A 24,408-nucleotide genomic window follows, 5' to 3' on the forward strand; every position below is an offset into this window, starting at 1 on the left:
GGGATTCATCTGGCGGGCACGGCGTGGTCGCGCCAGCAACAGCGCGCGGGTCCATGCCCAAATAATCGCGCTAAGTCTTTGACTCCACAACGAGAAGCCTGTTATTATCGCAGGTTTTCCGGGGAAAATTTCTGCAATGAGTGCTTTTGTCATCGACGCTTTTGAGTTTTGTCGAAGCAACGGCCATCGCGAGGGCGTCACGCCTGTCGCTGAAATGAGCCGGTTGAACAAGGATTGTGCCGACCAGTCGGGCCAGATCGCCTGGACCATCGATGGGTCGACCAGCAAGATGGGCTATCCGCAACTGACCTTGTCGGTGTCCGGCACGGTCCAGCTGGTATGCCAGCGTTGCCTGGCACCGTTCGCTTACGAGATGGATTCATCCACCGTGCTGATGCTCGGCAAGGATGACGAGCATGCGGACGAGATCGAGGAAGTACTGAACGACGAGAGTATCGACGTCATCGTCGGCAGCCGCGAATGCGATGTGCGCGACCTGTTCGAGGACGAGGCCTTGCTGGCCCTGCCGCAAGTGCCCAAGCACGAGGTGTGTCCGGACAATAAACTGCTCGATGCGGTCAAGTCCGACAAGCCGTCGCCGTTTGCGGAACTCAAGAACCTCAAGCCGGAATAGCCGCTCGGCGGCTGAAATACAGAACAAGTTGTTGGTAAAGAACGTGTCAAACGCGTGTTGTAGTCGAGTATGGCATTGGTAGTAAAGGTAGGACGGCGTTAAACATGTCGGTAAAGAAATTTTGCCGCTGGGATACTCGATTCGCATGTATTTGCTGATCGATTGTGTTAGAATTTTAGAACTTATGTATTAGGAGTCATCATGGCAGTTCAGCAAAACAAGAAATCCCCTTCGAAGCGCGGTATGCACCGTTCGCACGACTTCCTGGTCGCGCCACAACTGGGCATCGAGCCAACCACCGGTGAAACGCACCTGCGTCACCACATCAGCCCTAACGGCTTTTACCGTGGTCGCAAAGTTCTCAAAACCAAAAACGACGAGTAATCGACGGTTTAGTTTGAGTAAGATGAAAGCGGTGCAACGACTTTTTTGTGCGTCGCACCGCTTTTTCTTTGTCACCGGCTGCAAACCACCTTTGCACACCGTCATTTCGAATTACGCAGACTCTGCTTGGCGCTCGGCCACTTCCAGATCGCATCCTGCCGCCACACGCTGTTGAGTCGCGGTACGAATCCACAAAATGACAATTAAAATTTCCATTGACTGCATGGGCGGCGATCATGGCCCCTCAGTTACTATCCCCGCGGCACTCTCTTTCCTCAACAGCGAACCCGAAGCAGAACTGATTCTGGTCGGCCTGCAGGACGAGTTGCGCGCAGAACTCAAAAAACACAAAGCCGACAGCCACCCGCGCCTGTCCATCCTGCATGCGTCCGAAGTGGTGGCGATGGACGATCCCATCGAAATCGCCCTGCGCCGCAAGAAGGATTCATCGATGCGCGTGGCGATCGAGCTGGTCAAGGACGGCAAGGCCCAGGCCTGCGTGTCGGCCGGCAATACCGGCGCCCTGATGGCGGTCTCGCGCTATGTGCTCAAGACCATGGCCGGGGTCGACCGTCCCGCCATCTGCTCGATCCTTCCCAACCAGAAAGACGGCCCCACCTATATGCTGGACCTGGGCGCGAACGTCGACTGCGAGCCGCACCACCTGCATCAGTTCGCCATCATGGGTTCGGTGCTGGTGTCGGCCATGGAAGGCATCACGCGTCCCACCATTGGCTTGCTCAATGTCGGCACCGAAGAGATCAAGGGCAATGAAGTGGTCAAGGCCACCGCCAAATTGCTGCGCGAAGACCACGAGCGCGGCGCCCTGAATTTCTACGGCAATGTCGAAGGCAATGATATTTTCAAGGGCACCACCGATATCGTGGTGTGCGACGGTTTCGTCGGCAATGTCACGCTCAAGGCGGCCGAGGGCCTGGGGCGCTTCGTCAAGGATGCCCTGACCACCGAGTTCAAGCGCAATCCGCTGACCATGCTCGGCGCCATCATCGGGCGCGGCGCGCTGAAGAAATTTTCCAACCGTTTCAATCCATCGCGCTACAACGGTGCCAGTCTGCTCGGTTTGCGCGGTCTGGTGTTCAAGAGCCATGGCGGCGCCGATGCGTACTCGTATGAGTGGGCGATCAAACGCGCCTTCGACGCGGCAAAATACAATGTGCAGGAGCAGCTCTCGGCCATGATCGCCGAGTTGATGCCCCGCACGCCTGACCCGGAAGTGCCAGGAATAACCCACTCGTAGGACGGCTAGCAATGACCTTGTACAGCAAAATTATCGGCACCGGCAGTTATCTGCCGGCCAAGCGCGTCTCCAACGGCGACCTGACCGAGCAACTGGCGGCCAAGGGCATCGAAACCTCGGACGAGTGGATCGTCTCACGCAGCGGCATTTCGAATCGGCATTACGCAGCGCCGGACGAGCTCTCGTCGGACCTGGCCGTGGCGGCCGCCGTCAAGGCGCTCGAGATGGCCGGCAAGCATGTCGAGGAAATCGACCTCGTCATCGTGGCCAGTTCGACCCCCGATTTCCATGGCAGCTTTCCCAGCACGGCATGCATCGTCCAGCGCAAGCTCGGCATGCACAACAACAGCGCCGCCTTCGACGTGCAAGCCGTCTGCAGCGGTTTCGTGTATGCCGTCTCGGTGGCGGACGCCTTCATCAAGTCGGGTGCGCACAAGAACGTGCTGGTGATCGGCGCCGAAGTCTTTTCGCGCATTCTCGATTTCAACGACCGCACCACCTGCGTGCTGTTCGGCGACGGCGCCGGCGCCATCGTGCTCAGCGCCTCGGAAGAACCGGGCATCCTGGCCAGCAAGCTGCATGCCGACGGGCGCTATTCTGACATCCTCAGCGTGCCGGGCACCCTGGCCGGCGGCGTCATCGCCGGCAGCGGCTTTTTGTACATGGATGGCCCGGCGGTCTTCAAGCTGGCCGTCACCGTGCTCGAACAGGTGGCCAAGGAGGTGCTCGAACACGCGCACATGACGGCCGCCCAGGTCGACTGGCTGGTGCCGCACCAGGCGAATATCCGCATCATGAAAAGCACGGCCAGAAAGCTTGGCTTGCCGCTCGATAAAATGGTGGTCACGGTCGATCAGCATGGCAATACCTCGGCTGCCTCGATTCCGCTGGCGCTCGACATCGCCGTGCGCGACGGCCGCATCAAGGCCGGCCACAACGTCATGATGGAAGGCGTCGGCGGCGGCTTCACCTGGGGCGCCGTGCTGGTGCGCATGTAATCTGCCTCCTGGCGGCGCCGGAGAGCGCCGCCAGCGGTTCCCTTCGCCGTTTCTTTAGTTTCTTGCCCGCACCAGTCCTTGATGCGGATGCCGCCATAAAAACAAAACAGGAGGACATCACCCCATGAATAAATTCGCGTTCGTATTTCCCGGCCAGGGTTCGCAAGCCATCGGCATGCTTGCTGGCTTCGACGGCAACCCCGTGGTCGCGCAGACCATTGCCGAAGCCAACGACGCGCTCGGCTTCGACCTGGGCAAGTTGATTGCCGACGGCCCCAAGGAAGACCTGGACCTGACCACCAATACCCAGCCCGTCATGCTGACCGCCTCGGTGGCCGTGTACCGCGCCTGGATCGCGGCCGGCGGCCCGGTGCCGTCGGTGCTGGCCGGCCACAGCGTGGGCGAGTATTCGGCCCTGGTGGCGGCCGGCGTGATCGCCTTCAAGGATGCGGTGCCGCTGGTGCGTTTCCGTGCCCAGGCCATGCAGGAAGCGGTGCCGGTGGGGCAGGGCGGCATGGCCGTCATCCTCGGCCTGTCGGCCGACGACGTGCGCGCGCTGTGCGCCGAAGCGGCGGCCGTAGCGGACGCGGCCAATCCGGCCGAAGTGGTCGAGGCGGTGAATTTCAACGAACCGACCCAGATCGTGATCGCCGGCCACAATGGTGCCGTCGAGCGCGCCTGCGAACTGGCCAAGGCCAAGGGCGCCAAGCGCGCCATGAAGCTGGCGGTGTCGGCCCCCTTCCATTCCTCCTTGCTGAAACCGGCTTCGGACCGCCTGCGCGAGTATCTGAAGGGTGTGCCGTTCGCGGCGCCGCGGATCGACTTGATCAACAACGTCGACGTGGCTATCCTGAACGATCCCGAAGCGATCAAGGATGCGCTGGTGCGCCAGGCCGCCGGGGCGGTGCGCTGGGTCGAAACCATGCAGAAAATGGCTGCCGACGGGGTCACCCGGGTGATCGAATCGGCCCCGAGCAAGGTGCTGATCGGCATGGCCAGGCGCATCGATGCGCAACTGGTGGGCGAGGCGCTGGTGGACCAGGCTTCGCTGGAGCGCGTATTGAGCAGCCTCAATCAGGCTTGAGCAAGTTGGTGCAGTATCGCAGGGCATCGCAGAACATCAGAACAAAAGGATAGCAATGAAACTCGAAAATCAAGTCGCCCTGGTCACGGGCGCGTCGCGCGGCATCGGCAAGGCCATCGCACTCGAACTGGCCCGCCAGGGCGCGAAAGTGGTCGGCACCGCTACCTCCGCAGCTGGTGCTGAAGCAATTTCCGCCTATCTCGCCGAGTTCGGCGGCAAGGGCGCGGTCCTGAACGTGACCGATCCGGCCGCCTGCGTTGCCGTCATCGACGAGGTGCAAAAGGGCTTCGGCAGCCTGTCCATCCTGGTCAACAATGCCGGGATCACGCAAGACCAGCTGGCCATGCGCATGAAAGACGAGGAATGGGACAGCGTCATCGCCACCAACCTGTCGGCGGTGGGGCGCCTGTCGCGCGCGGTCCTGCGCGGCATGATGAAAGCGAAGCATGGGCGTATTATTAACATTACCTCGGTGGTCGGCTCGGCCGGCAATGCCGGGCAAATGAATTACGCGGCGGCCAAGGCCGGCGTGGCCGGCATGAGCCGGGCGCTGGCGCGCGAAATCGGCAGCCGCAACATCACGGTCAACTGCATCGCTCCCGGCTTCATCGATACCGATATGACCAAGGCATTGAGTGCCGAGCAGCACAGCGGCTTGCTGACCCAGATTCCGCTCGGTCGCCTGGGCGCGCCGGAAGACGTCGCCCACGCCGTCGCCTTCCTGGCGGGGCCGCAAGCGGCGTACATCACGGGCACGACCCTGCACGTGAACGGCGGAATGTATATGAATTGATGTTGAATGCCTTGGCTGATCCCATTTGCGGGCCTGCGCACGGATCAGATAAAGGGAATTCTCGTCATTTAGCAGTACGTTCGGTGGAATTTGCGGCAGACACCGAAATTAGTTTTTCACCGCGCAAACCTGATAAAATGCGCGCACTTTCCGTAACACACACAATGGAGCCATAACATGTCGGATATCGAACAACGCGTTAAAAAAATCGTCGCTGAGCAACTGGGCGTTGCAGAAGTAGACATCAAAATCGAATCTTCGTTCGTTGACGACCTCGGTGCGGATTCCCTCGACACCGTCGAACTGGTGATGGCACTGGAAGACGAATTCGAAATGGAAATCCCTGACGAACAAGCTGAAAAGATCACCACCGTGAAACAGGCAATCGACTACGCCACGGCGCACGTCAAGGCCTAAGTTTTACAATTTTCTCGGGAGAATCGCTTGAGCCGTTCACGAAATCGTCGTGTCGTCATCACCGGGCTGGGCTGCGTTTCACCAATCGGCAACACGGTTGCCGAGACGTGGAGCGCGGCACTGGCCGGCAAGTCGGGCATTGCCAACATCACCAGGTTTGATGCGCAGCCTTTTTCGACCCACTTCGCGGGCGAAGTCAAGGGTTTCAATATCGAGGATTACATCCCTGCCAAGGATGCGCGCCACATGGATACGTTTATCCATTACGGCATGGCGGCGGGTATCCAGGCAATGCAGGATTGCGGACTGGTCGTCACCGAAGCCAATGCCGAGCGCATCGGCGTGATCATCGGTTCCGGCATCGGCGGCTTGCCGCTGATCGAAGACACCAAGGAAGAATACGCCAAGCGCGGCCCGCGCCGCATTTCGCCCTTTTTCGTGCCGGCCTCGATCATTAATATGATTTCGGGCAACCTGTCGATCAAGTACGGCTTGCGCGGTCCCAACCTGGCCATCGTCACGGCTTGCACCACCGGCCTGCACAGTATCGGCGCGGCTGGCCGCCTGATCGAGTACGGCGACGCCGACGTGATGATTGCCGGCGGTGCCGAAGCGACCATTTCGCCGCTGGGCCTGGGCGGTTTCGCCTCGGCACGCGCGCTGTCGTCGCGCAACGACGACCCGGCCACCGCCTCGCGTCCGTGGGACGTCGACCGCGACGGTTTCGTGCTGGGCGAAGGTGCCGGCGTGATGGTGCTTGAAGAGTACGAGCACGCCAAGGCGCGCGGCGCGAAAATCTACGCCGAACTGCTCGGCTTCGGCATGAGCGCCGACGCCTACCACATGACGGCCCCGGTCGAAGACGGCAGTGGCGCGAGCCGCTGCATGCAGTCGGCCCTGAGCAATGCCGGGATCAATCCGGACCAGGTCAACTACGTCAATGCGCACGGCACCTCGACCCCGCAGGGCGATGTGGCCGAAGTGCAGGGATTGAAGAAGACCTTCGGCGCCCATGCCGGCAAGCTGGTGGTGAACTCGACCAAGTCGATGACCGGCCACCTGCTGGGCGGCGCCGGCGGCCTGGAAGCCGTGTTCACCGTGCTGGCGATGCATCATCAGATCTCGCCGCCGACGATCAATCTCTTCAACCAGGACCCCGCTTGCGACCTGGACTTCTGCGCCAACACGGCGCGCGAGATGAAGATCGATATCGCGGTGAAGAACTCGTTCGGCTTCGGCGGCACCAACGGCACCCTGGTATTCGGCAAGGCCTGAGCCGGAACAATCCTTGGTGCAATGACGCGCAGGAAAAATTTCGCGTCGTAACATGAACTTTCGGCGTCCGCACTTGTCTCAAGTGTGGGCGTCGATGAAACGCCGGCGGCTCTCGCCGGGGTCCGATTTGCCCAGTGCACCATCACGCACTGGCGCCCCGCAGCACCTTTCCTACTGATTATGTCGATTGCGGTTTCCGCCAGCATCAGGCCGTCGCGTTCCTTGCGTCTGGTTCTGCTGGGCTATGCCGCGCTCAATCTGGCCGTTGCTCTTGCGCTCGTCGGGCGCTGGGCTGCGGGCATAGACGCGGCCAGCGTTTTGCCGGCTTTGTCCGCTGGGGCTTGCGCCTTGGCAGCAACGCTGGCATGGAAGGCATCGGCACAGGGGGAAATGCGGCGCAGGATTGATATTTCTGGACTCGGCGAGATTCGCCTGACGGTACAACAGAGCTTGGGCGCAGTACCGGCCGAAGCGGATGTGCTGCAATTGCTTCCCGGATCGACTCTCTGGCCGCACAGCCTGCTCCTGCTGCTGGGCTCACCCGGTGGCAAGCTCGTCAGTGTGCTGCTCATCTGGCCGGACAGTTTGGCTCGCGAGCAATTCCGAATGTTGTCAGTGGCCCTCAGGGTCATTGCCGGGCGGGACAATAAATTTGTCGGAAATAACAAAATACTTTGAACTTATTGCAAGCGGCCAACTCTATACACAGTGGGACGGGCCGCTGCTGCAGCCAAGAGGGCAGGGTCAGTGACGACAGAACGCGAGTGTGATCAACTGTTGGTTGAGCGCGTCCAGGCTGGCGACAGGCAGGCGTTCGACCTGCTGGTCAGCAAATATCAGCGCAGGCTGATGCGGCTGGTATCGCGCCTGGTGCATGATCCGGCCGAGGCCGAGGACGTGGTACAGGAAACATTCATCAAGGCGTATCGGGCCTTGCGGCATTTCAGGGGGGATTCCGCTTTCTATACCTGGCTGTACAGGATCGGAATCAATACGGCGAAGAATTTTCTTGTCACACAGGGAAGGCGCGCACCGACCTCGACCGAGTCGGATGCGGAGCGCGCCGAAGCGTTTGACGATGCGGACAGCTTGCGTGACATCAACACCCCGGAATCGGTGTTGGCAAGCAAGCAGATCGCTTTTACGGTCAATGCCGCGATGGAGGCGCTGCCGCACGAATTGCGCAACGCGATTGTCCTGCGCGAAATTGAAGGGTTGAGCTACGAGGAAATAGCGGAAGTCATGTCATGTCCCATCGGCACGGTGCGCAGCCGGATTTTCCGGGCGCGCGAAGTGATTGCCGAAAAGTTGAGGCCCTTGCTCGACATGCCGGTTGACAAACGACGTTAAGTGTAGCGATGATCGCTCTAATCGGTTAACTTTTGGTCACACTCAACAGTGATGGAAATACTGATGGACACCCCGAAAAAAGTCCGGGAGCAGATCTCGGCGTTCAGCGACCACGAACTGTCGCCGTCCACCTTGCCTGACGCGGCCCTGCACTCGGCCGACGGCCAGCACGCGTGGGACCTGTATCACCGCATCCGCGACGCCATGCGCGATCCGGGCGGGCCCGCCTTGTCGGAGGCCTTCGCCAGCAAGCTGGCGGCGCGCCTGGCGGCCGAGCCTCCGCCCGGCAAGCGCTTGCTGCGCGCATCCAGCGCGGCCCTGGCGCGGCGCGCGCCGGCCGCCGTGGCCGCCGGTGCGGCCGGGCCGGTGACCGGCATCAGCGAGGCGGCGCTGGCCGATGCGGCCGTCCCCGCGAGCGACCGCGACGCGCCTGATGCGCCGGATCCTATCACCGTCGCGGAACCGGTGAACGCGGCCATCAGCGAGCCGCGCCCCGACGGCGTGAACGAACGTCGCGACACCAAGGCCGATGGCACGGCCGATGGCATGGCCGATCCCAAGCTCGTCAGCGCGGCCAAGCCGGCCATTGCATCGATGTCCTGACGCTATCGCGGCAACCCGGTCAGCCTTTCCTGCCAATATGCCGCTGAGCGCCGCATGCGCGGGCGAGGGCGCCTGAACCCGGGCCGGACGACGCCCGCGATGGCGCATCGCTGAAACGCATGGCCGCTTGCGGCGCCATTCTCCGGCACGCGGCGTCCGGCAAACGGCGCGTCCGCGGCCCGGCCGGCGCCACCCGCCGCGACAAGCCTGGCGTTTTGGCTTACCATAACGTCAATCTTTATCCGATTCCCCTATCCGACCACCATGACACTTTCCGCTGGCAGCAAGCTCTTCTCCGCTTTATTCATCGCCGCTGCCGCCTTCGGCGCCGCCCCACAGGCCGTTGCCGCCGCGCCGGTGGCGGCGCCCCTGGTTACCGGTCTGCCCGATTTCACCGACCTGATCGACAAGGTGGGGCCGGCCGTGGTCGATATCCGCACCACCGAAAGACTCAAGCCGGGCGAGCGCGCGCCCACCGAGGATGAGCTGCTCGACCTGCTGCGCCGCTACCACGGCGCCCAGGAGCCGCGCGGACGGCGCGCTCCCCAGCCGCCCCAGCCGCCGTCCCAGGAAGATGAAGTGCAGCGCGGCGTCGGTTCCGGCTTTCTCATGTCGGCCGACGGCTATGTGCTCACCAACGCCCATGTGGTCGACGGCGCCGACGAAGTGCTGGTCACCCTGACCGACCGGCGCGAATTCAAGGCCAAGGTGCTCGGGTCCGACAAGCGTTCCGACGTCGCCCTGCTCAAGCTCGACGCCCAGCAACTGCCCAGCCTGACCATCGGCGACTCCGGCAAGATCCGGGTCGGCGAATGGGTGATCGCCATCGGTTCGCCCTTTAACCTGAACAATACCGTCACGGCCGGCATCATCTCGGCCAAGTCGCGCGATACCGGCGACTACCTGCCGCTGATCCAGAGCGACGTGGCGGTCAATCCCGGCAACTCGGGCGGTCCCCTGATCAATATGCGCGGGGAAGTGATCGGTATCAATTCCCAGATCGCCACCCTGTCTGGCGGCTATAACGGCATTTCCTTTGCCGTGCCGATCGATGAAGTGATGCGCGTGGCCGACCAGCTCAAGAAGACCGGCAAGGTCACGCGCGGGCGCCTGGGTGTCGAGATCGACGAGCTCACCAGGGAGGTGGCCGAGGCACTGGGCCTGGACAAGGCGCGCGGCGTCGAAGTGGTGCGGGTGGAGGCGGGCGGTCCGGCCGACAAGGATGGCATCAAGGTCGGCGACATCATCCTCAAATTCAACGGCCAGGAAATCGATCGCAGTGGCGACCTGCCGCGTCTGGTGGGCGGCACGGCCGTGGGCAGCAAGGCCGTGGTCACGCTGTGGCGCCAGGGCCAGCAGAAAGACATCACGGTCAACATCGTCACCCTCGACGACGACAAGGCCGCGCGCAAGCCCGGCCCCAAGAAGCCGGGCCCGGACCAGCGCCCCAACGCGCTGGGCCTGCATGTGTCGGACCTGAACGAGGCGCAGCGCAAGGAGTTGCAGATCGACGCCGGCGTGCTGGTCGACGCCAGCGAAGCCCTGGCGGCGCGCGCCGGCCTGCGTCCGGGCGACCTGATCCTGCAACTGAATAATACCGAAGTGAAGGATGCCAAACAGTTCAACGCCCTGGTCGCCCGGCTCGATGCCAGGAAAAATGCCGTGCTGCTGGTGCGGCGCGACGAGACCACCCAGTACGTGGTGATCCATCCCAAAAGCTGAGCCGACCCATACAACGGCCATATCCGCCATCGCCGGCGCCGCCGGTTTCTTTTTTGATCACACAATTCCATGATCCGATTCACCCTGTATTCCCGCAGCTACTGCCATCTGTGCGACGACCTGCTGGACGCCCTCCATGCCCTGCAAACCGATACCGTCCGCTTCGCCGTCGAGGTGATCGATGTCGACGCCGATCCGGCCCTGGTCGAGCGCTTCGACGAACTGGTGCCGGTGCTGTTCGGCGACCCGGCCGGACCCGAGCTATGCCACTACTTCCTCGACGAAGCAGCCGTGCGTGCCTACCTTGCAGCATCGCCTGTGTTGATTTAACAATGTTTACACGGAATTCGGCAATAGACCGGCTTTCTACCTTGAAATCCGGTAAAATGCGGGGGTCGGAAATAGCTTCTGTCCTGAGCTTGACAGCTTCTCTCGCTTGATAAGGCGCTCGCCTGGGGATAGCCATGCCCCCACGGAGCGCTTTTTTCGTATGGGGGCGTGTCGCCGATACGGCAAGCCGGCACAGCAATGAGCGCGCGACCACCCCGAATGTCGTCCTTCCCTACTTGGTTTTGAATTGCATTAATGAACAACATACGTAACTTTTCCATCATCGCCCACATCGATCACGGCAAATCGACCCTCGCCGACCGTATCATCCAGATTTGCGGCGGCTTGTCCGACCGCGACATGGAAGCCCAGGTGCTCGATTCGATGGACCTGGAGCGCGAGCGCGGCATCACCATCAAGGCCCAGACCGCGGCCCTGCATTACAAGGCGCGCGACGGCCAGGTGTACAACCTGAACCTGATCGATACGCCGGGCCACGTCGACTTCAGTTATGAAGTGTCGCGCTCGCTGTCGGCTTGCGAAGGCGCGTTGCTGGTGGTCGATGCCTCCCAGGGCGTCGAAGCGCAGACGGTGGCGAACTGCTACACCGCGCTCGACCTGGGTGTGGAAGTGGTGCCGGTACTCAATAAAATCGACTTGCCGCATGCCGATCCGGCCAATGCGATCGCCGAGATCGAAGACGTGATCGGGATCGATGCGACCGACGCTGTCAAGTGCTCGGCCAAGAGCGGCCTGGGTGTGGAAGACGTGCTCGAATCCTTGATCGCCCGGGTACCGCCGCCGAAAGGCGACCCGGACGCGCCGCTGCAAGCGCTGATCGTCGACTCGTGGTTCGATAACTATGTCGGCGTGGTGATGCTGGTGCGCGTGATCAACGGCACCCTGAAACCGAAAGAAAAAATCCTGCTGATGGCGTCCGAATCGGTGCAGCTGGTCGAGAGCGTGGGCGTGTTCAGCCCGAAATCGCAATCCTTGCCGCAGATATCCGCCGGCCAGGTGGGTTTTGTGATCGCCGGCATCAAGGAACTCAAGGCCGCCAAGGTCGGCGACACGGTCACCCACGCCGCCAGGCCGGCCGCGGCGCCGCTGCCGGGCTTCAAGGAAGTCCAGCCGCAGGTGTTCGCCGGCCTGTTCCCGGTCGAAGCGAACCAGTACGATGCGCTGCGCGACTCGCTCGAAAAGCTCAAGCTCAACGACGCCGCCCTGATGTACGAGCCGGAAGTGTCGCAGGCGCTGGGCTTCGGCTTCCGCTGCGGCTTCCTGGGCTTGCTGCACATGGAAATCGTGCAGGAACGCCTGGAGCGCGAATTCGACATGGACCTCATCACCACGGCGCCGACCGTGGTGTACGAAGTGATCATGCGCGACGGCTCCCTGATCCGGGTCGACAATCCCTCCAAGATGCCGGACCCGTCCAAGATCGAGGAGGTGCGCGAGCCGATCGTCACGGTCAATCTGTACATGCCGCAAGAATACGTGGGCTCGGTCATCACCCTGTGCATCGGCAAGCGCGGCGTGCAGATGGACATGAGCTACCACGGGCGCCAGGTCAAGCTGATCTACGAAATGCCGATGGCCGAGATCGTGCTCGACTTCTTCGATCGCCTCAAATCGACCTCGCGCGGCTATGCCTCGATGGATTACGAGTTCAAGGAATACCGGGCCGCCGACGTGGTCAAGGTCGACATGCTGATCAATAGCGAAAAAGTCGATGCGCTGGCCATCATCGTGCACCGTGCCAACAGCCAGTTCCGCGGCCGCCAGGTGGCCGCCAAGATGCGCGAACTGATTCCGCGCCAGATGTTCGACGTGGCGATCCAGGCCGCCATCGGCGCCAACGTCATTTCGCGCGAAAACGTGAAAGCGCTGCGCAAGAACGTGCTGGCCAAGTGCTACGGCGGCGATATCAGCCGCAAGAAGAAACTGCTTGAGAAGCAGAAGGCCGGTAAAAAACGCATGAAGCAGGTCGGCTCGGTGGAAATTCCACAAGAAGCATTCCTGGCAATTTTACAAGTGGACGATAAATGAACCTGCAGTTTATCTTAGGGAACTTCGCACTGATCCTGTTCGTGTTGATGGTGATCACGGGCATCGTCTGGTGCCTCGATGTGTTTTACTTCGCGCGCCAGCGGCGTGCCGCGGCCGATGCGGCCCTGGCCGCCTTCGATGCGCGCAATGCCAAGCTGAGCGCCGAGGGCATCAAGGTCGACAGCACCAGCCGCCAGTCGATCGAAGCGGCCATCCTGCGCCAGCCGACCTGGATCGAATACTCGGGCAGCTTCTTCCCGGTGATCGCGCTGGTGTTCATCCTGCGCTCCTTCCTGTACGAACCGTTCAAGATTCCCTCGGGGTCGATGGTGCCGACCCTGGTCATCGGCGACCTGATCCTGGTGAACAAGTTCACCTACGGCATCCGCCTCCCGGTGCTGAACCAGAAAATCATCGAGGTCAACGATCCCCAGCGCGGCGACGTGATGGTGTTCAAATATCCCGACGATATGACCCAGGATTACATTAAACGGGTGATCGGCGTTCCCGGTGATAAAATCACCTATGAAAACAAGCGCCTGACCGTGAATGGCCAGGAAGTGAAGTACACGGCGCTGCCCGATTTCCTCGACGAGGAATCGCCCGTGTACCATAAGCAATTCACGGAAGACCTGACCGGCGTGCAGCACCGCATCCTCAACGATGAAGGCAAGCCTGTCTTCGGCCTGGACCAGGTCAAGAATTTCACGAACCGGGAAAGCTGCACCTATACGGTCGATAAATTTACTTGTGTCGTACCTCAGGGCAATTATTTTATGATGGGCGATAATCGGGACAATAGCTCCGACAGCCGTTATTGGGGTTTCGTTCCGAATAAAAATATCGTGGGCAAGGCGTTTTTTGTCTGGATGAACCTGGGTAGTCTTGGCCGCATCGGCAGCATTCATTAACAACAAAGGGATTTTCTATGTACGGATCGAAACCGAAGCCGGTCAATCTGGCGACACAGCAGGGTGTGTCCTTGTCGGGCCTGATTTTTTTGCTGGGAATTATCACCTTTATTGCCATGTTTACCATGAAAGTCTTCCCGACCTTTCTGGAATACCGCGCGATCAAGGCCGGCATCGTCGCGGCCAAGGCGGCTGACGGCTCGGTGCGCGATGTCCAGCTTTCCTTCGACAAGCACGCCGATATCAACAACATCAAGACGATCAAGGGCACCGACCTGATCATCACCAAGGAGACTGGCGAAACCCAGGTGGCGTTTGCCTACACCGCCCGCATTCCGCTCATTACCAATGTCACCCTGCTGATCGATTATTCGGGTACCACCGACCCGAGCGGCAAGATCCCTGAAAAACCAGCCGAACCTATCCGTTAAGGCAGTCCAACCAAGAAGTCCGACACATGAATCTTCAGTTATTGCAAACGCGCTTAGGGTATACGTTCCAGGATGCTGGCCTGTTGCAGCAAGCCTTGACTCACCGCAGCCACAGCAGTTTGCATAACGAGCGCCTCGAGTTTCTCGGCGATTCGATCCTGAACTGCGTGGTGGCGTCGGTGCTGTACGAGCGTTTCAGCGCCATCGACGAGGGCGACCTGTCGCGCCTGCGCGCCAACCTGGTCAAGCAGCAGTCGCTCTACGAGATCGCCCAGAAGCTGGAATTGTCGCAATTCTTGCGCCTGGGCGAGGGCGAGCTCAAGTCCGGCGGCTTTCGCCGGCCCTCGATCCTGGCCGATACCCTCGAAGCGCTGCTGGGCGCGATTTTCCTCGATGCCGGCTTCAACGCCGCGCGCGACGTGATCCGCGCCTTCTATATTCCCATCCTCGATTCGGTCGACCCGCGCACCCTCGGCAAGGATGCCAAGACCTTGCTCCAGGAATTTTTGCAAAGTAAAAAAATCTCGCTGCCGACCTACAACGTGGTGGCCACCCACGGCGCCGCGCACAGCCAGGAATTCGAGATCGAATGCCTGGTGCCCAAGCTCGGCATCCAGGTCTACGGCCGTGGCGGCAGCCGCCGCGCCGGCGAACAGGCCGCCGCCAAGCTCGCGCTCGAAGTGGCCGAGCAAGCCTTGCTGAAAACCCCGCCGGCCGGCCGCAAGGCCAAGCCGCGCGCCGCCCAGCTCAAGCTGGCCGGCATCGCCACCATCCAGAGCGATGCCGAGCCTGACCTCGACGACGACACCACCGTGCCGGTCGACACAAAAAACCCTCAACACCCGCATCCGGAAACGAAATCAGCATGAATACCACAACTACTCCCGAAATTTTCCGTTGTGGCTATATCGCCATCGTCGGCCGCCCGAACGTGGGCAAATCGACCCTGATGAACGTGCTGATCGGCGCCAAGGTCTCGATCACCTCGCGCAAGGCCCAGACCACGCGCCACCGCATCACCGGGATCCAGACCGTGGACGACGCCCAGTTCATTTACGTCGATACGCCCGGTTTCCAGACGCGCCACTCGAACGCCCTGAACAAGACGCTCAACAAGACCGTCACCAACACGCTCATTTCGGCCGACGTGATCCTGTACCTGATCGAAGCGGGCACCTTCGGCCCGGCCGACCAGCAGGTGATCGACCTGCTGCCCACCGACGTGCCCTGCATCCTGGTCATCAACAAATCGGACCGGGTCAAGGACAAGGCGGCCCTGATGCCGTTCGCCCAGCAGATCGCGGCCAAGCATGATTTTGCCGCCATCGTGCCGGTCTCCGCCAAGCTCAAGTTCCAGCTCGACGGCCTGCAAAATGAAATCAAGCGCCTGCTGCCCGAGAACGCGCCCGTGTTCGGCCCGGACGACATTACCGACCGCAGCGAAAAATTCCTCGCCTCGGAAATCGTGCGCGAAAAACTGTTCCGCCTCGTCGGCGACGAACTGCCCTACACCAGCACCGTCCTGATCGAAAAATTCGAGCAGGAAGGCGACCTGCGGCGCATCTTCGCGGCCATCCTGGTCGAGCGCGACACCCACAAGTCGATGGTCATCGGGAACAAGGGCGCGCGCCTGAAAGAAGTGTCGACCCAGTCGCGGCTCGACATGGAAAAGCTGTTCGGCGGCCCGGTGTACCTGGAAATCTGGGTCAAGGTCAAATCCGGCTGGGCTGACAACGAAGCGGGCCTGCGCGCCTACGGTTACGAGTAAGCGCGGAGCAGCGCCGCTACCCGCATGCCCACCAACGAGGCCGACCTGAGCGTCGCCGTAGCGGCTCCCGCGGCGCTGCCGCAGCCGCCGTCCGCGCGGCGGCGCGTACCCCAGCGCGGCGAGCGGGTCAGCGGTCAGCCAGCGTTCGTGCTGCACAGTTATCCCTACAAGGAAACCAGCCTGATCGTCGACATGTTCACGCGCGACTTCGGCCGCGTGGGGCTGGTCGCCAAGGGCGCCAAGCGGCCGCTGTCGAAACTGCGCGGCGTGCTGCAGACCTTCCAGCCGCTGCAAGCCGGATGGAGCGGCAAGTCCGAACTGCGCACCCTGATCGACGCCGAGTGGGTGGGCGGCATGCTCCCCCTCGAAAAGACCGCGCTGCTGTGCGGCTTCTACCTCAATGAACTGCTGGTCAAGCTGATCGCGCGCGACGACCCGCACCCGGCCCTGTTCGACCACTACGTCTCGACCCTGAACCAGTTGGCCCACAACGAACCGGCACCGATCGTCTTGCGAAAATTCGAACGGGCCTTACTTAAAGAGACGGGCGTGGCCGCCGACCTGACCCGCTGCACCAGCACCCGCGCGCAAGTCGAGCCGGACGGCGACTACGTGGTCGACCCCGAGCGCGGCGCGCGCCCGGCGCGCGAATCGGACAGCTGGCCGGCGGTGAGCGGCAAGACCCTGCTCGACATGGAGCGCGAAGACTACAGCGACCCTGTCACGCAGGCGCAGAGCAAGGCGCTGATGCGCTTCCTGCTGGCCCACCAGCTGGGCGGATCGCCCCTGAACACGCGCCAGATCCTGATCGACCTGATGCAGTTATAGATTAACCATACAACCAAGCGACCGATAATGAGCTTCCTCCAACCGAATGGCCCGGTCATCGACCTGGGTGTGAACATCGACCATGTGGCGACCCTGCGCAACGCGCGCGGCACCGTCTATCCGGACCCGCTGCGCGCGGCCATGCTGGCCGAGCAGGCCGGCGCCGACGTGATCACCCTGCACCTGCGCGAAGACCGGCGCCACATCAAGGATGCCGATGTCATCGCGTTGCGCCCGCAGCTGATGACGCGCATGAACCTGGAAGCGGCCGTCACGCGCGAAATGATCGACTTCGCCTGCGCCGTACGCCCGCAGGACGTGTGCCTGGTGCCCGAACGGCGCGAGGAAGTGACCACCGAAGGCGGCCTCGATGTGATCCGCTACTACCGGCAAGTCGAAGCGGCCGTGAAGCAGCTGCAAGGGGAGGGCATTCGCGTCAGCCTCTTCATCGACGCCGACGAAGCGCAGATCGGCGCGGCCGCCGACATGGGAGTGCCGGTGATCGAACTGCACACCGGACGCTACGCCGAAGCCGGCGCAGGCGAACTGGCGCACGAACTTGAGCGCATCCGGGCCGGGGCGCGCTTCGGCGTCGCGCGCGGCCTGAAGGTCAACGCCGGCCACGGCCTGCACTACCAGAACGTGCAGGCCATCGCGGCGATCGCCGATATCGGCGAACTCAATATCGGCCACGCGATCGTGTCGCATGCGCTGTTCGCCGGCTTCGAAAACGCGGTGCGCGAGATGAAGGCCATCATGGTCGCCGCGCGCCTGGCCACGCGCGTGACCGCATAAGCCGCGCGGCGCGCCGATGATCTACGGGATCGGCACCGACATCGTCCAGATCGCGCGCATCGACGCCGCGCTGGCGCGCAGCGAACGCTTCGCCACCAAGATCCTGGGCGAGGACGAACTGGCGGTGTTCCGCCAGCGCCGCGCCCAGAACGCGGTGCGCGGGGTGCGCTACCTGGCCACCCGCTTCGCCGCCAAGGAAGCGTTCTCGAAAGCGATCGGCCTGGGCCTGTGCCTGCCGATGGCCTGGCGCAGCGCGCAGATGCTCAACACGAGCGCCGGCCAGCCCGTCATGGTGTGCAGTGGCGCGCTCGCCGACTTTATGCGGCAAAATGGGCTCAGTGCCCAGGTGACGGTGAGCGATGAAGCCGATTACGGCGTCGCCTTCGTGATCGTCACCCGGCAAGCCTGATTGAATTGACCCGGATTGATGCTGCAATGACCGATGTAATTTCCAACGCAAACCCCGACGCGAACCCCGGCGCACCTTGCGCCAGTGGGCCCGCGGCCGATCCCGGCGCCGCGCGCGAACAGGTGCTCGCCACCGTCGCCAAGCTGCCCAACCTGCCGGGCGTGTACCGCTATTTCGACGCCGCCGACGCCGTCCTGTACGTGGGCAAGGCGCGCGACCTCAAGAAGCGCGTGTCGAGCTACTTCCAGAAGAACCTGGCCAGCCCGCGCATCGCCATGATGGTCGAGCGCATCGCGCGCCTCGAAACCACCGTCACGCACAGCGAGGCCGAGGCGCTGATCCTCGAAAATAACCTGATCAAGACGCTCAAGCCGCGTTTTAACATCCTGTTCCGCGACGATAAATCGTACCCCTACCTGAAGATCACCGGCCAGGACGTGCCGCGCATGGCTTACTACCGCGGCGCGGTGGACAAGAAGAACCAGTATTTCGGACCGTTCCCGAGCGCCTGGGCGGTCAAGGAATCGATGCAGATCCTGCAGAAGGTGTTCATGCTGCGCACCTGCGAGGACAGCGTGTACTCGAACCGCACGCGTCCCTGCCTGCTGCATCAGATCGGCCGCTGCAGCGGTCCCTGCGTGGACCTGATCACGCGCGACGACTACAAGATCGACGTCGACAACGCCGCCAGGTTCCTGCGCGGGCGCCAGAGCGAAGTGATGGCCGACCTGGAAGCGAAGATGCACTCTTTCGCGGGCGAACTCAAATTCGAGCAGGCCGCCGCGGTGCGCAACCAGATCCAGTCGCTGGCGCGGGTGCTGCACCAGCAAAGCATGGAAACCGGCGGCGACGCCGACGTCGACATCATCGCCGTGGTGGTGCAGGGCGGGCGCGCCTGCGTCAACCTGGCGATGGTGCGCGGCGGGCGCCACCTGGGCGACCGCGCCTACTTTCCGACCCAGGTCAGCGACGCCGCCGCGATTGCCGAAGGCTCGATCGAGGTCGAAGTGCTGGCGGCATTCCTGGCGCAGCACTACAGCGAAAAATTCATCCCCGGGGTGCTGATCCTGAATATCGAATTCGACCAGCCAGCCCTGATGGTGGCGCTCACCGAGCAGTGCGGGCACCGCATCAACCTGATTTTCCAGCCGCAGGGGCAGCGCCGCCAGTGGCTGGAGATGGCGCAGAAGGGCGCCGACATTTCGCTGGCGCGCCTGCTGTCGGAGCAGGGCTCGCAGCAATCGCGCACGCGCGCGCTGGCCGAGGCGCTCGCGCTCGACACGAGCGACCTTGATGCCCTGCGCATCGAATGCTTCGACATCAGCCACACGCAGGGCGAGGCGACCCAGGCCTCGTGCGTGGTGTTCCATCACCACACGATGCAGAACGGCGAATACCGGCGCTATAACATCAACGGCATCACGCCGGGCGACGACTACGCGGCCATGCGCCAGGTCCTGATGCGCCGTTACGAAAAAGTCGCCAACGGCGACGGCGTCATGCCCGACGTGGTGCTGATCGACGGCGGCAAGGGCCAGATCGAAATGGCGCGCCAGGTGTTCGCCGAACTGGGGCTGGATATCTCGCTGATCGTCGGCGTGGCCAAGGGGGAAGGGCGCCGGGTCGGCCTGGAAACCCTGATGTTCGTCGACGGACGCGCCGCGCAGGAACTGGGCAAGGAATCGGCCGCGCTGATGCTGGTCGCCCTGATCCGCGACGAGGCGCACCGCTTCGCCATCACCGGCATGCGCGCCAAGCGCGCCAAGACGCGCCAGACCTCGCGCCTGGAAGAGATCGAGGGCATCGGTGCCAAGCGCCGCCAGAAGCTGCTGGCACGCTTTGGCGGCCTGCGTGGGGTGGTCGACGCCAGCGTCGAAGACCTGATGTCGGTGGAAGGCATCTCGACCCAGCTGGCCGAAGAGATTTACAAGCAGCTGCATTGAGCGTCTTTACGCCCCGTCTTGACGCGGGCTGTGGGTGGTATCGGCGCGCACGGCCCAAACTGGTTAAAAGATCATTAGCAAGGTAGACTAGCGGCGCAAGCATCTATCAACGCTTAACCAGTGCGCCCGCCTCTATGCCTTTTAATATCCCGATTCTCCTGACCTGGTTACGTGTAGCCCTGATTCCCCTGGTGGTGGGCGTGTACTACCTGCCGGCGCACTGGCTGCCGCGCTCCGACCAGGATACGGCGGCCACCCTGGTGTTCGTCGTCGCCGCCATCACCGACTGGTTCGACGGCTTCCTGGCGCGGCGCTGGAACCAGACCTCCGCCTTCGGCGCCTTCCTCGATCCGGTGGCCGACAAGCTGATGGTGGCTGGCGCGCTGCTGGTGCTGGTGCACCTGGACCGGGTCGAACACTTCATCGCCTTCATCATCATCGGCCGCGAGATCGCCATTTCGGCGTTGCGCGAATGGATGGCGCAGATCGGCGCGTCGCGTTCGGTGGCGGTCAGCTCGATCGGCAAGATCAAGACCGCCGCCCAGATGACCGCCATTCCGCTGCTGCTGTGGCACGACATGCTGTTGCGCGTCGTCGACACCCAGCGCCTCGGCGAATACCTGATGTACCTGGCCGCCGTGCTGACCGTCTGGTCGATGTTTTATTACATGCGCCTGGCCTGGCCTTTGATCAAGGAAAAGGGCGGCATGATGGATTGATGGAAGCAATGCCTGCCGAACCTTGACAGGCCGCTCAGATCATCTATAATGCCGCCCTGTTGTGACGATGTTGTAACGATGTGGTAACTAAGCGGGAGTAGCTCAGTTGGTAGAGCGCAACCTTGCCAAGGTTGAGGTCGAGAGTTCGAGACTCTTCTCCCGCTCCAGATACTTGGAGAAAACGTCGTCAGCTTATCCTTGAAATGTTGCCTGATTTCTGCGATAATCATTGTCTTGAAAAAATGCGGGAGTAGCTCAGTTGGTAGAGCGCAACCTTGCCAAGGTTGAGGTCGAGAGTTCGAGACTCTTCTCCCGCTCCAGTTTTTCCGGTCTGGCTTTATGTGGCGGTAAGTAGTAGAATGCAGGGCTCCAATGCGGGAGTAGCTCAGTTGGTAGAGCGCAACCTTGCCAAGGTTGAGGTCGAGAGTTCGAGACTCTTCTCCCGCTCCAGTTCTCTGGATATGGTGGTAAGTAGCGGTAAGCAGTAAGATGCAGGACTCCAATGCGGGAGTAGCTCAGTTGGTAGAGCGCAACCTTGCCAAGGTTGAGGTCGAGAGTTCGAGACTCTTCTCCCGCTCCAGAATTCAAAAGGGAAGCATCGCTTCCTTTTTTTGTCACCCCAAACAGGGTGACGCAGCAAGTCTCTGGCGAGGTAGCAAAGAGGTTATGCAGCGGCCTGCAAAGCCGTTTAGACGGGTTCGATTCCCGTCCTCGCCTCCAGAATATCCTATGGGTCTAGTCGATGTTGAGCTGGCTCAAGATGCAATCAGCCTCCTTCGGGAGGCTGATTGCATTCGGACACGCCTTTCCTTGGATGTCGCTTCCACTTCCTTCCCGTCAAGTGTCCAGACCTCGCTCAAGCGCGACCCGCGCTCCGGCTTGCGCAGCGTCAATAGTATCCGGGGCTCCTGGACCATGCTGCCCGAAGCCTTGCGCCCGGTGGCGATGGGCGAACGTGCCTGGCCGCGCAGTTTTCCTTACATGCATGGCTTCGACAGCCATGCGTCCAGCTTCCCGAATGCGCAAACCGGGGGGGGGGGGCTCGGTCAGGTTCACGTTCAAGACCCAGCAAGCGATAGCGAACCCGACCGATGTCGGAGCGGCGGAAACGGGCGCAGGTGCGGCCGCACGCTTTACGCGCTCTCAAGCAATCGGGTGGCGTCTGTTGCGACCGGCATGTTGACCCAAAACAAGGACCCGCATCCGACTTCGCTTTCCGCGCCGATGATGCCGCCCATCGACTCGACAAGTTTCTTGGTCACCACCAGGCCGACCCCAGTGCCGACTTCCTGGCCGCGTTCCTGGCCGAGCCGGTTGAACGGTTGAAACAAGCTCGCCAATTCTTTCTGGGTCAAACCATGTCCGGTATCGCGCACCCCAATGCGCACCTGCGCCTGCCCATCCATCGCCCGCGACACATCGATGCTCCCACCGAGGCGGTTGTATTTGATGGCATTGGACAGCAGATTGAGCATCACTTGCTTGATCCGCACCGGATTCGCGCGGATGTCCAGACCGCTGGTGCCAAGCAGGGTGACATGCAGGCCGGCATCGGACAACAGCGGTTCAATCATCGCATGCAGATCGTGCAGCAAGGCGTCGATGGACACGGACTCGCACGACCATCGCGCGGAATCGGCTTCAATCGTCGCCAGATCCTGCACCTCGGTGATCAAGTCGCGCAAATACCAGCCAGCCTTGATAATTTGTTTTATCGCGGGTAGTTGCGTTGGTGATGGGCCGCCGGCTTCCAATATTTGCGCGTAGCCCAGCATGGTATTGAGCGGCGTGCGCAATTCATGTGTCATATGGGTGATGTAGTCCGATTTCGCCACGCTGCCGGCCGTGACGGCCAGCATCGCCAGTTCGGACAGTTTCAGTTCGGTCACGTCGACGAAGGCAGAAATGGCCCCACGCGCAATGTCGTGTTCATCCCGGATGGGCATGGCATTGCCAAATAAATAGCGGACGGTGCCGTTTGGGTCTACATGCTTGAATTCATAATCGCGCATCTCGATGCCGCCGGCCGCCTGTCGCAATGCCGCCCGTCCAGAGCGGATATCGCCGTATGGTCGATCGTCGCCCCCGATGGGCTTGACGTCGTCCGTCACGCCAGGCTGCGGGGACGCATCAGAGGAGGGGCCGTGAAACCAGCGATCATCCAATGCGTTGCATGTGACCTCGTTCAGCAGCGGGTCGTGCGCAATGCACACCGCGGCCGGCACTGCAAAGAGCAAGTTGCTCAATTCTTGCGAACGCTCGCGCTCGCGTTTCTCGCTGGCATGCAGTTCCTGTTCGATGCGCGTGCGTTCGGTTGTGTCGCGCACGATGGCCGTATAGAAAATACCTTGACCAAGATTGAAATGAGAGATCGAAGCCTCTGCGGGAAATTCCGTTCCGTCGGCGCGCATGGCCGTCACCGATCCCAAACTTCCCATGCGCCGCGAGGCCGATCCGGAAACGCCGAAGGCGCGCAGTTGCGTGTCGTGCGTGGCGTGGAAGCGCTGCGGCAAGAGTTTGCTGAGCGAACGGCCGACAATGTCGGCCTGTTCGTAGCCGAACATTTTTTCTGCGGCCGGATTGAAAACGATGATGCGTTGAGCGTCGTCGACTATGACGATCGCATCCATCGCGGACTCGATCAGACCGCTCATCTGGGCCTGATCGGTTTGCTTGATCTGTTCCGCGTCCAGGCGCAAGTCATCGCTGCGCCGCAGGGCTTCGGCGGTGCGCCACGTAAACAGGGCGAACAGGATGACATAGGTAACCGAGGTCAGGGCCACGCCGAAGCTCGAGTCATAGAATTGCCGCCGTTCTCCCTCGATCCTCAGCCAGCCGAGCAAGAATGGGGCGACCACCACCAGCGGCAGCAGGCGTCGCGCCAGCGTGCCGCCGACGGTAACGCTCACCAGGACGGCGACCACGCCATTGGTGGGACGGACCAGCAGAATGCCCGTACCGACAAGCACGATGCCAATCGCCGTATGCAGCGCCACCGTGGAAAAGAAGCCGACGTCGTAGAGCGCGCTCACACCGTAGGCGTAGCCCAGCATTGCCAGGGCCGCGAAGACCATGGCAAGGAGTGCCAGCAGTTGCGGGAGCCGGGGCGCACTGGTATCAAGGATGGCCAGCGCGGCGCCCGTCAACAGAAAATTTGTTGCGGTTGCGACCGCCATCCTGCCGGGAACCAGCCCGCGATGGTGCACGGCGGAACCCGTTTGGATAAGCTGGTCGATCCCAAACTGCATGCCCAAGCCATATTCCAGCAGCGTGGCAAGTCCGATGCCGAATACGATCGTCGCGGTAAGCAGCTGGACAATACGCCAGTGCCGATCCGAGCGCGATCTTCCGGCGGCAAGCAATGAGGTTCCAGCCAGTATAAGGCAAAGCGCGGTGTTCGGCTGCATCGCCACCCATTCGGGAACAATGCTGCATAGTCTGACAATGCCCATCGCCCACCCAAGCAGAACCGCCGATCCCAGCGCGATGGCAAGCTGCCCACAGCGCTTGCCGGCTGATTCATACCGTGCGACCAGGGCCGCATCCGCGTCCCTGTTGTTCCGTAATACGCTGCTCATGTCGGTTTCATTCTCTTGTGTATTGCATGAACGCGCGACCTGACAATTTTAATTCAGATCAGAAACACTTTCGTCAACTGGAAAGGTAGCACTGTCTTTCGCTTACGGTCTGTGCAGTAAGGCACAGAC

24 protein-coding genes and 5 tRNA genes are annotated in these 24,408 nt (G+C 61.7%); 28 read left to right on the forward strand and 1 reads right to left on the reverse strand.

Annotated elements, in window-relative coordinates; translation table 11 throughout:
• The first annotated feature begins 136 nt into the window (after window positions 1-136).
• The 28 genes from IV454_RS18415 (at window position 137) to IV454_RS18550 (ending at window position 21,421) form a co-directional block, all read left to right on the forward strand.
• Window positions 137-634, forward strand: a complete 498-nt coding sequence (locus IV454_RS18415) for a YceD family protein (RefSeq protein WP_206087258.1) — start codon at window positions 137-139, stop codon at window positions 632-634.
• 201 nt (window positions 635-835) lie between these two features.
• Window positions 836-1,018, forward strand: a complete 183-nt coding sequence (gene rpmF / locus IV454_RS18420; RefSeq protein WP_008449924.1) for a 50S ribosomal protein L32 — start codon at window positions 836-838, stop codon at window positions 1,016-1,018.
• A gap of 196 nt (window positions 1,019-1,214) precedes the next feature.
• The gene (plsX, locus tag IV454_RS18425; RefSeq protein ID WP_206087259.1) at window positions 1,215-2,276 is read left to right on the forward strand and encodes a phosphate acyltransferase PlsX; all 1,062 of its coding nucleotides are present in this window, start codon (window positions 1,215-1,217) and stop codon (window positions 2,274-2,276) included.
• 11 nt (window positions 2,277-2,287) lie between these two features.
• Window positions 2,288-3,274 (forward strand): beta-ketoacyl-ACP synthase III, encoded by a 987-nt coding sequence (locus IV454_RS18430; protein ID WP_282961349.1) that lies wholly within the window; start codon window positions 2,288-2,290, stop codon window positions 3,272-3,274.
• A 124-nt stretch (window positions 3,275-3,398) separates the two neighbouring features.
• A complete protein-coding gene (gene fabD, locus IV454_RS18435) occupies window positions 3,399-4,358 on the forward strand; it encodes an ACP S-malonyltransferase (RefSeq protein ID WP_206087260.1) in 960 nt (319 codons plus the stop codon).
• A 55-nt stretch (window positions 4,359-4,413) separates the two neighbouring features.
• Window positions 4,414-5,151 carry a 3-oxoacyl-ACP reductase FabG gene (gene fabG / locus IV454_RS18440; RefSeq protein WP_206087261.1) on the forward strand — a complete coding sequence of 246 codons (738 nt, stop codon included), beginning with the start codon at window positions 4,414-4,416 and terminating at the stop codon, window positions 5,149-5,151.
• 177 nt (window positions 5,152-5,328) lie between these two features.
• A complete protein-coding gene (acpP, locus tag IV454_RS18445) occupies window positions 5,329-5,568 on the forward strand; it encodes an acyl carrier protein (protein ID WP_018059410.1) in 240 nt (79 codons plus the stop codon).
• Between the two features lie 27 nt (window positions 5,569-5,595).
• A complete protein-coding gene (gene fabF, locus IV454_RS18450) occupies window positions 5,596-6,843 on the forward strand; it encodes a beta-ketoacyl-ACP synthase II (protein ID WP_054267243.1) in 1,248 nt (415 codons plus the stop codon).
• Between the two features lie 180 nt (window positions 6,844-7,023).
• A complete protein-coding gene (locus IV454_RS18455) occupies window positions 7,024-7,521 on the forward strand; it encodes a protein YgfX (RefSeq protein ID WP_206087262.1) in 498 nt (165 codons plus the stop codon).
• 69 nt (window positions 7,522-7,590) lie between these two features.
• Complete coding sequence (gene rpoE / locus IV454_RS18460; RefSeq protein ID WP_206087263.1) at window positions 7,591-8,193, forward strand: RNA polymerase sigma factor RpoE; 603 nt, start codon at window positions 7,591-7,593, stop codon at window positions 8,191-8,193.
• Between the two features lie 63 nt (window positions 8,194-8,256).
• Window positions 8,257-8,796 (forward strand): sigma-E factor negative regulatory protein, encoded by a 540-nt coding sequence (locus IV454_RS32885; protein WP_229521692.1) that lies wholly within the window; start codon window positions 8,257-8,259, stop codon window positions 8,794-8,796.
• A 264-nt stretch (window positions 8,797-9,060) separates the two neighbouring features.
• Window positions 9,061-10,518: a DegQ family serine endoprotease gene (locus IV454_RS18470; protein ID WP_206087264.1), complete on the forward strand. Its 1,458-nt coding sequence runs from the start codon at window positions 9,061-9,063 to the stop codon at window positions 10,516-10,518.
• A 69-nt stretch (window positions 10,519-10,587) separates the two neighbouring features.
• The gene (locus IV454_RS18475) at window positions 10,588-10,848 is read left to right on the forward strand and encodes a glutaredoxin family protein (RefSeq protein ID WP_206087265.1); all 261 of its coding nucleotides are present in this window, start codon (window positions 10,588-10,590) and stop codon (window positions 10,846-10,848) included.
• A 255-nt stretch (window positions 10,849-11,103) separates the two neighbouring features.
• Entirely contained in the window at window positions 11,104-12,897 is a 1,794-nt protein-coding gene (lepA, locus tag IV454_RS18480; protein ID WP_166895712.1) for a translation elongation factor 4, read from the forward strand.
• A complete protein-coding gene (lepB, locus tag IV454_RS18485; protein ID WP_206087266.1) occupies window positions 12,894-13,808 on the forward strand; it encodes a signal peptidase I in 915 nt (304 codons plus the stop codon). The genes lepA and lepB overlap by 4 nt, the downstream gene beginning before the upstream one ends.
• Before the next feature lie 17 nt (window positions 13,809-13,825).
• Complete coding sequence (locus IV454_RS18490) at window positions 13,826-14,239, forward strand: DUF4845 domain-containing protein (RefSeq protein ID WP_206087267.1); 414 nt, start codon at window positions 13,826-13,828, stop codon at window positions 14,237-14,239.
• 26 nt (window positions 14,240-14,265) lie between these two features.
• Entirely contained in the window at window positions 14,266-15,108 is an 843-nt protein-coding gene (rnc, locus tag IV454_RS18495) for a ribonuclease III (protein ID WP_229521693.1), read from the forward strand.
• A complete protein-coding gene (gene era, locus IV454_RS18500) occupies window positions 15,105-16,007 on the forward strand; it encodes a GTPase Era (RefSeq protein WP_054267252.1) in 903 nt (300 codons plus the stop codon). The genes rnc and era overlap by 4 nt, the downstream gene beginning before the upstream one ends.
• Window positions 16,008-16,031: 24 nt before the next feature.
• Window positions 16,032-16,835: a DNA repair protein RecO gene (recO, locus tag IV454_RS18505; RefSeq protein ID WP_054267253.1), complete on the forward strand. Its 804-nt coding sequence runs from the start codon at window positions 16,032-16,034 to the stop codon at window positions 16,833-16,835.
• A 27-nt stretch (window positions 16,836-16,862) separates the two neighbouring features.
• Window positions 16,863-17,630, forward strand: coding sequence for a pyridoxine 5'-phosphate synthase (gene pdxJ, locus IV454_RS18510; RefSeq protein ID WP_206087268.1), 768 nt, complete (start codon window positions 16,863-16,865; stop codon window positions 17,628-17,630).
• Between the two features lie 16 nt (window positions 17,631-17,646).
• Window positions 17,647-18,039, forward strand: a complete 393-nt coding sequence (gene acpS / locus IV454_RS18515; protein WP_206087269.1) for a holo-ACP synthase — start codon at window positions 17,647-17,649, stop codon at window positions 18,037-18,039.
• 26 nt (window positions 18,040-18,065) lie between these two features.
• Entirely contained in the window at window positions 18,066-19,982 is a 1,917-nt protein-coding gene (gene uvrC, locus IV454_RS18520) for an excinuclease ABC subunit UvrC (protein WP_229521694.1), read from the forward strand.
• A gap of 134 nt (window positions 19,983-20,116) precedes the next feature.
• Window positions 20,117-20,701 (forward strand): CDP-diacylglycerol--glycerol-3-phosphate 3-phosphatidyltransferase, encoded by a 585-nt coding sequence (gene pgsA / locus IV454_RS18525; protein WP_054267256.1) that lies wholly within the window; start codon window positions 20,117-20,119, stop codon window positions 20,699-20,701.
• A 91-nt stretch (window positions 20,702-20,792) separates the two neighbouring features.
• Window positions 20,793-20,868, forward strand: a tRNA-Gly gene (locus tag IV454_RS18530).
• Between the two features lie 77 nt (window positions 20,869-20,945).
• A tRNA-Gly gene (locus IV454_RS18535) sits at window positions 20,946-21,021 on the forward strand.
• A gap of 54 nt (window positions 21,022-21,075) precedes the next feature.
• Window positions 21,076-21,151 (forward strand) — tRNA-Gly (locus IV454_RS18540).
• 54 nt (window positions 21,152-21,205) lie between these two features.
• Window positions 21,206-21,281: transfer RNA gene (locus IV454_RS18545), tRNA-Gly, on the forward strand.
• Window positions 21,282-21,347: 66 nt separating this feature from the next.
• Window positions 21,348-21,421 (forward strand) — tRNA-Cys (locus tag IV454_RS18550).
• A gap of 413 nt (window positions 21,422-21,834) precedes the next feature.
• Here the strand turns inward: IV454_RS18550 and IV454_RS18555 are convergent.
• Window positions 21,835-24,279, reverse strand: coding sequence for a PAS domain S-box protein (locus IV454_RS18555; RefSeq protein WP_206087270.1), 2,445 nt, complete (start codon window positions 24,277-24,279; stop codon window positions 21,835-21,837).
• Window positions 24,280-24,408: the final 129 nt, after the last annotated feature.

The sequence above is a fragment of the Massilia antarctica genome (assembly GCF_015689335.1).
Lineage (GTDB): Bacteria > Pseudomonadota > Gammaproteobacteria > Burkholderiales > Burkholderiaceae_D > Telluria_A > Telluria_A antarctica.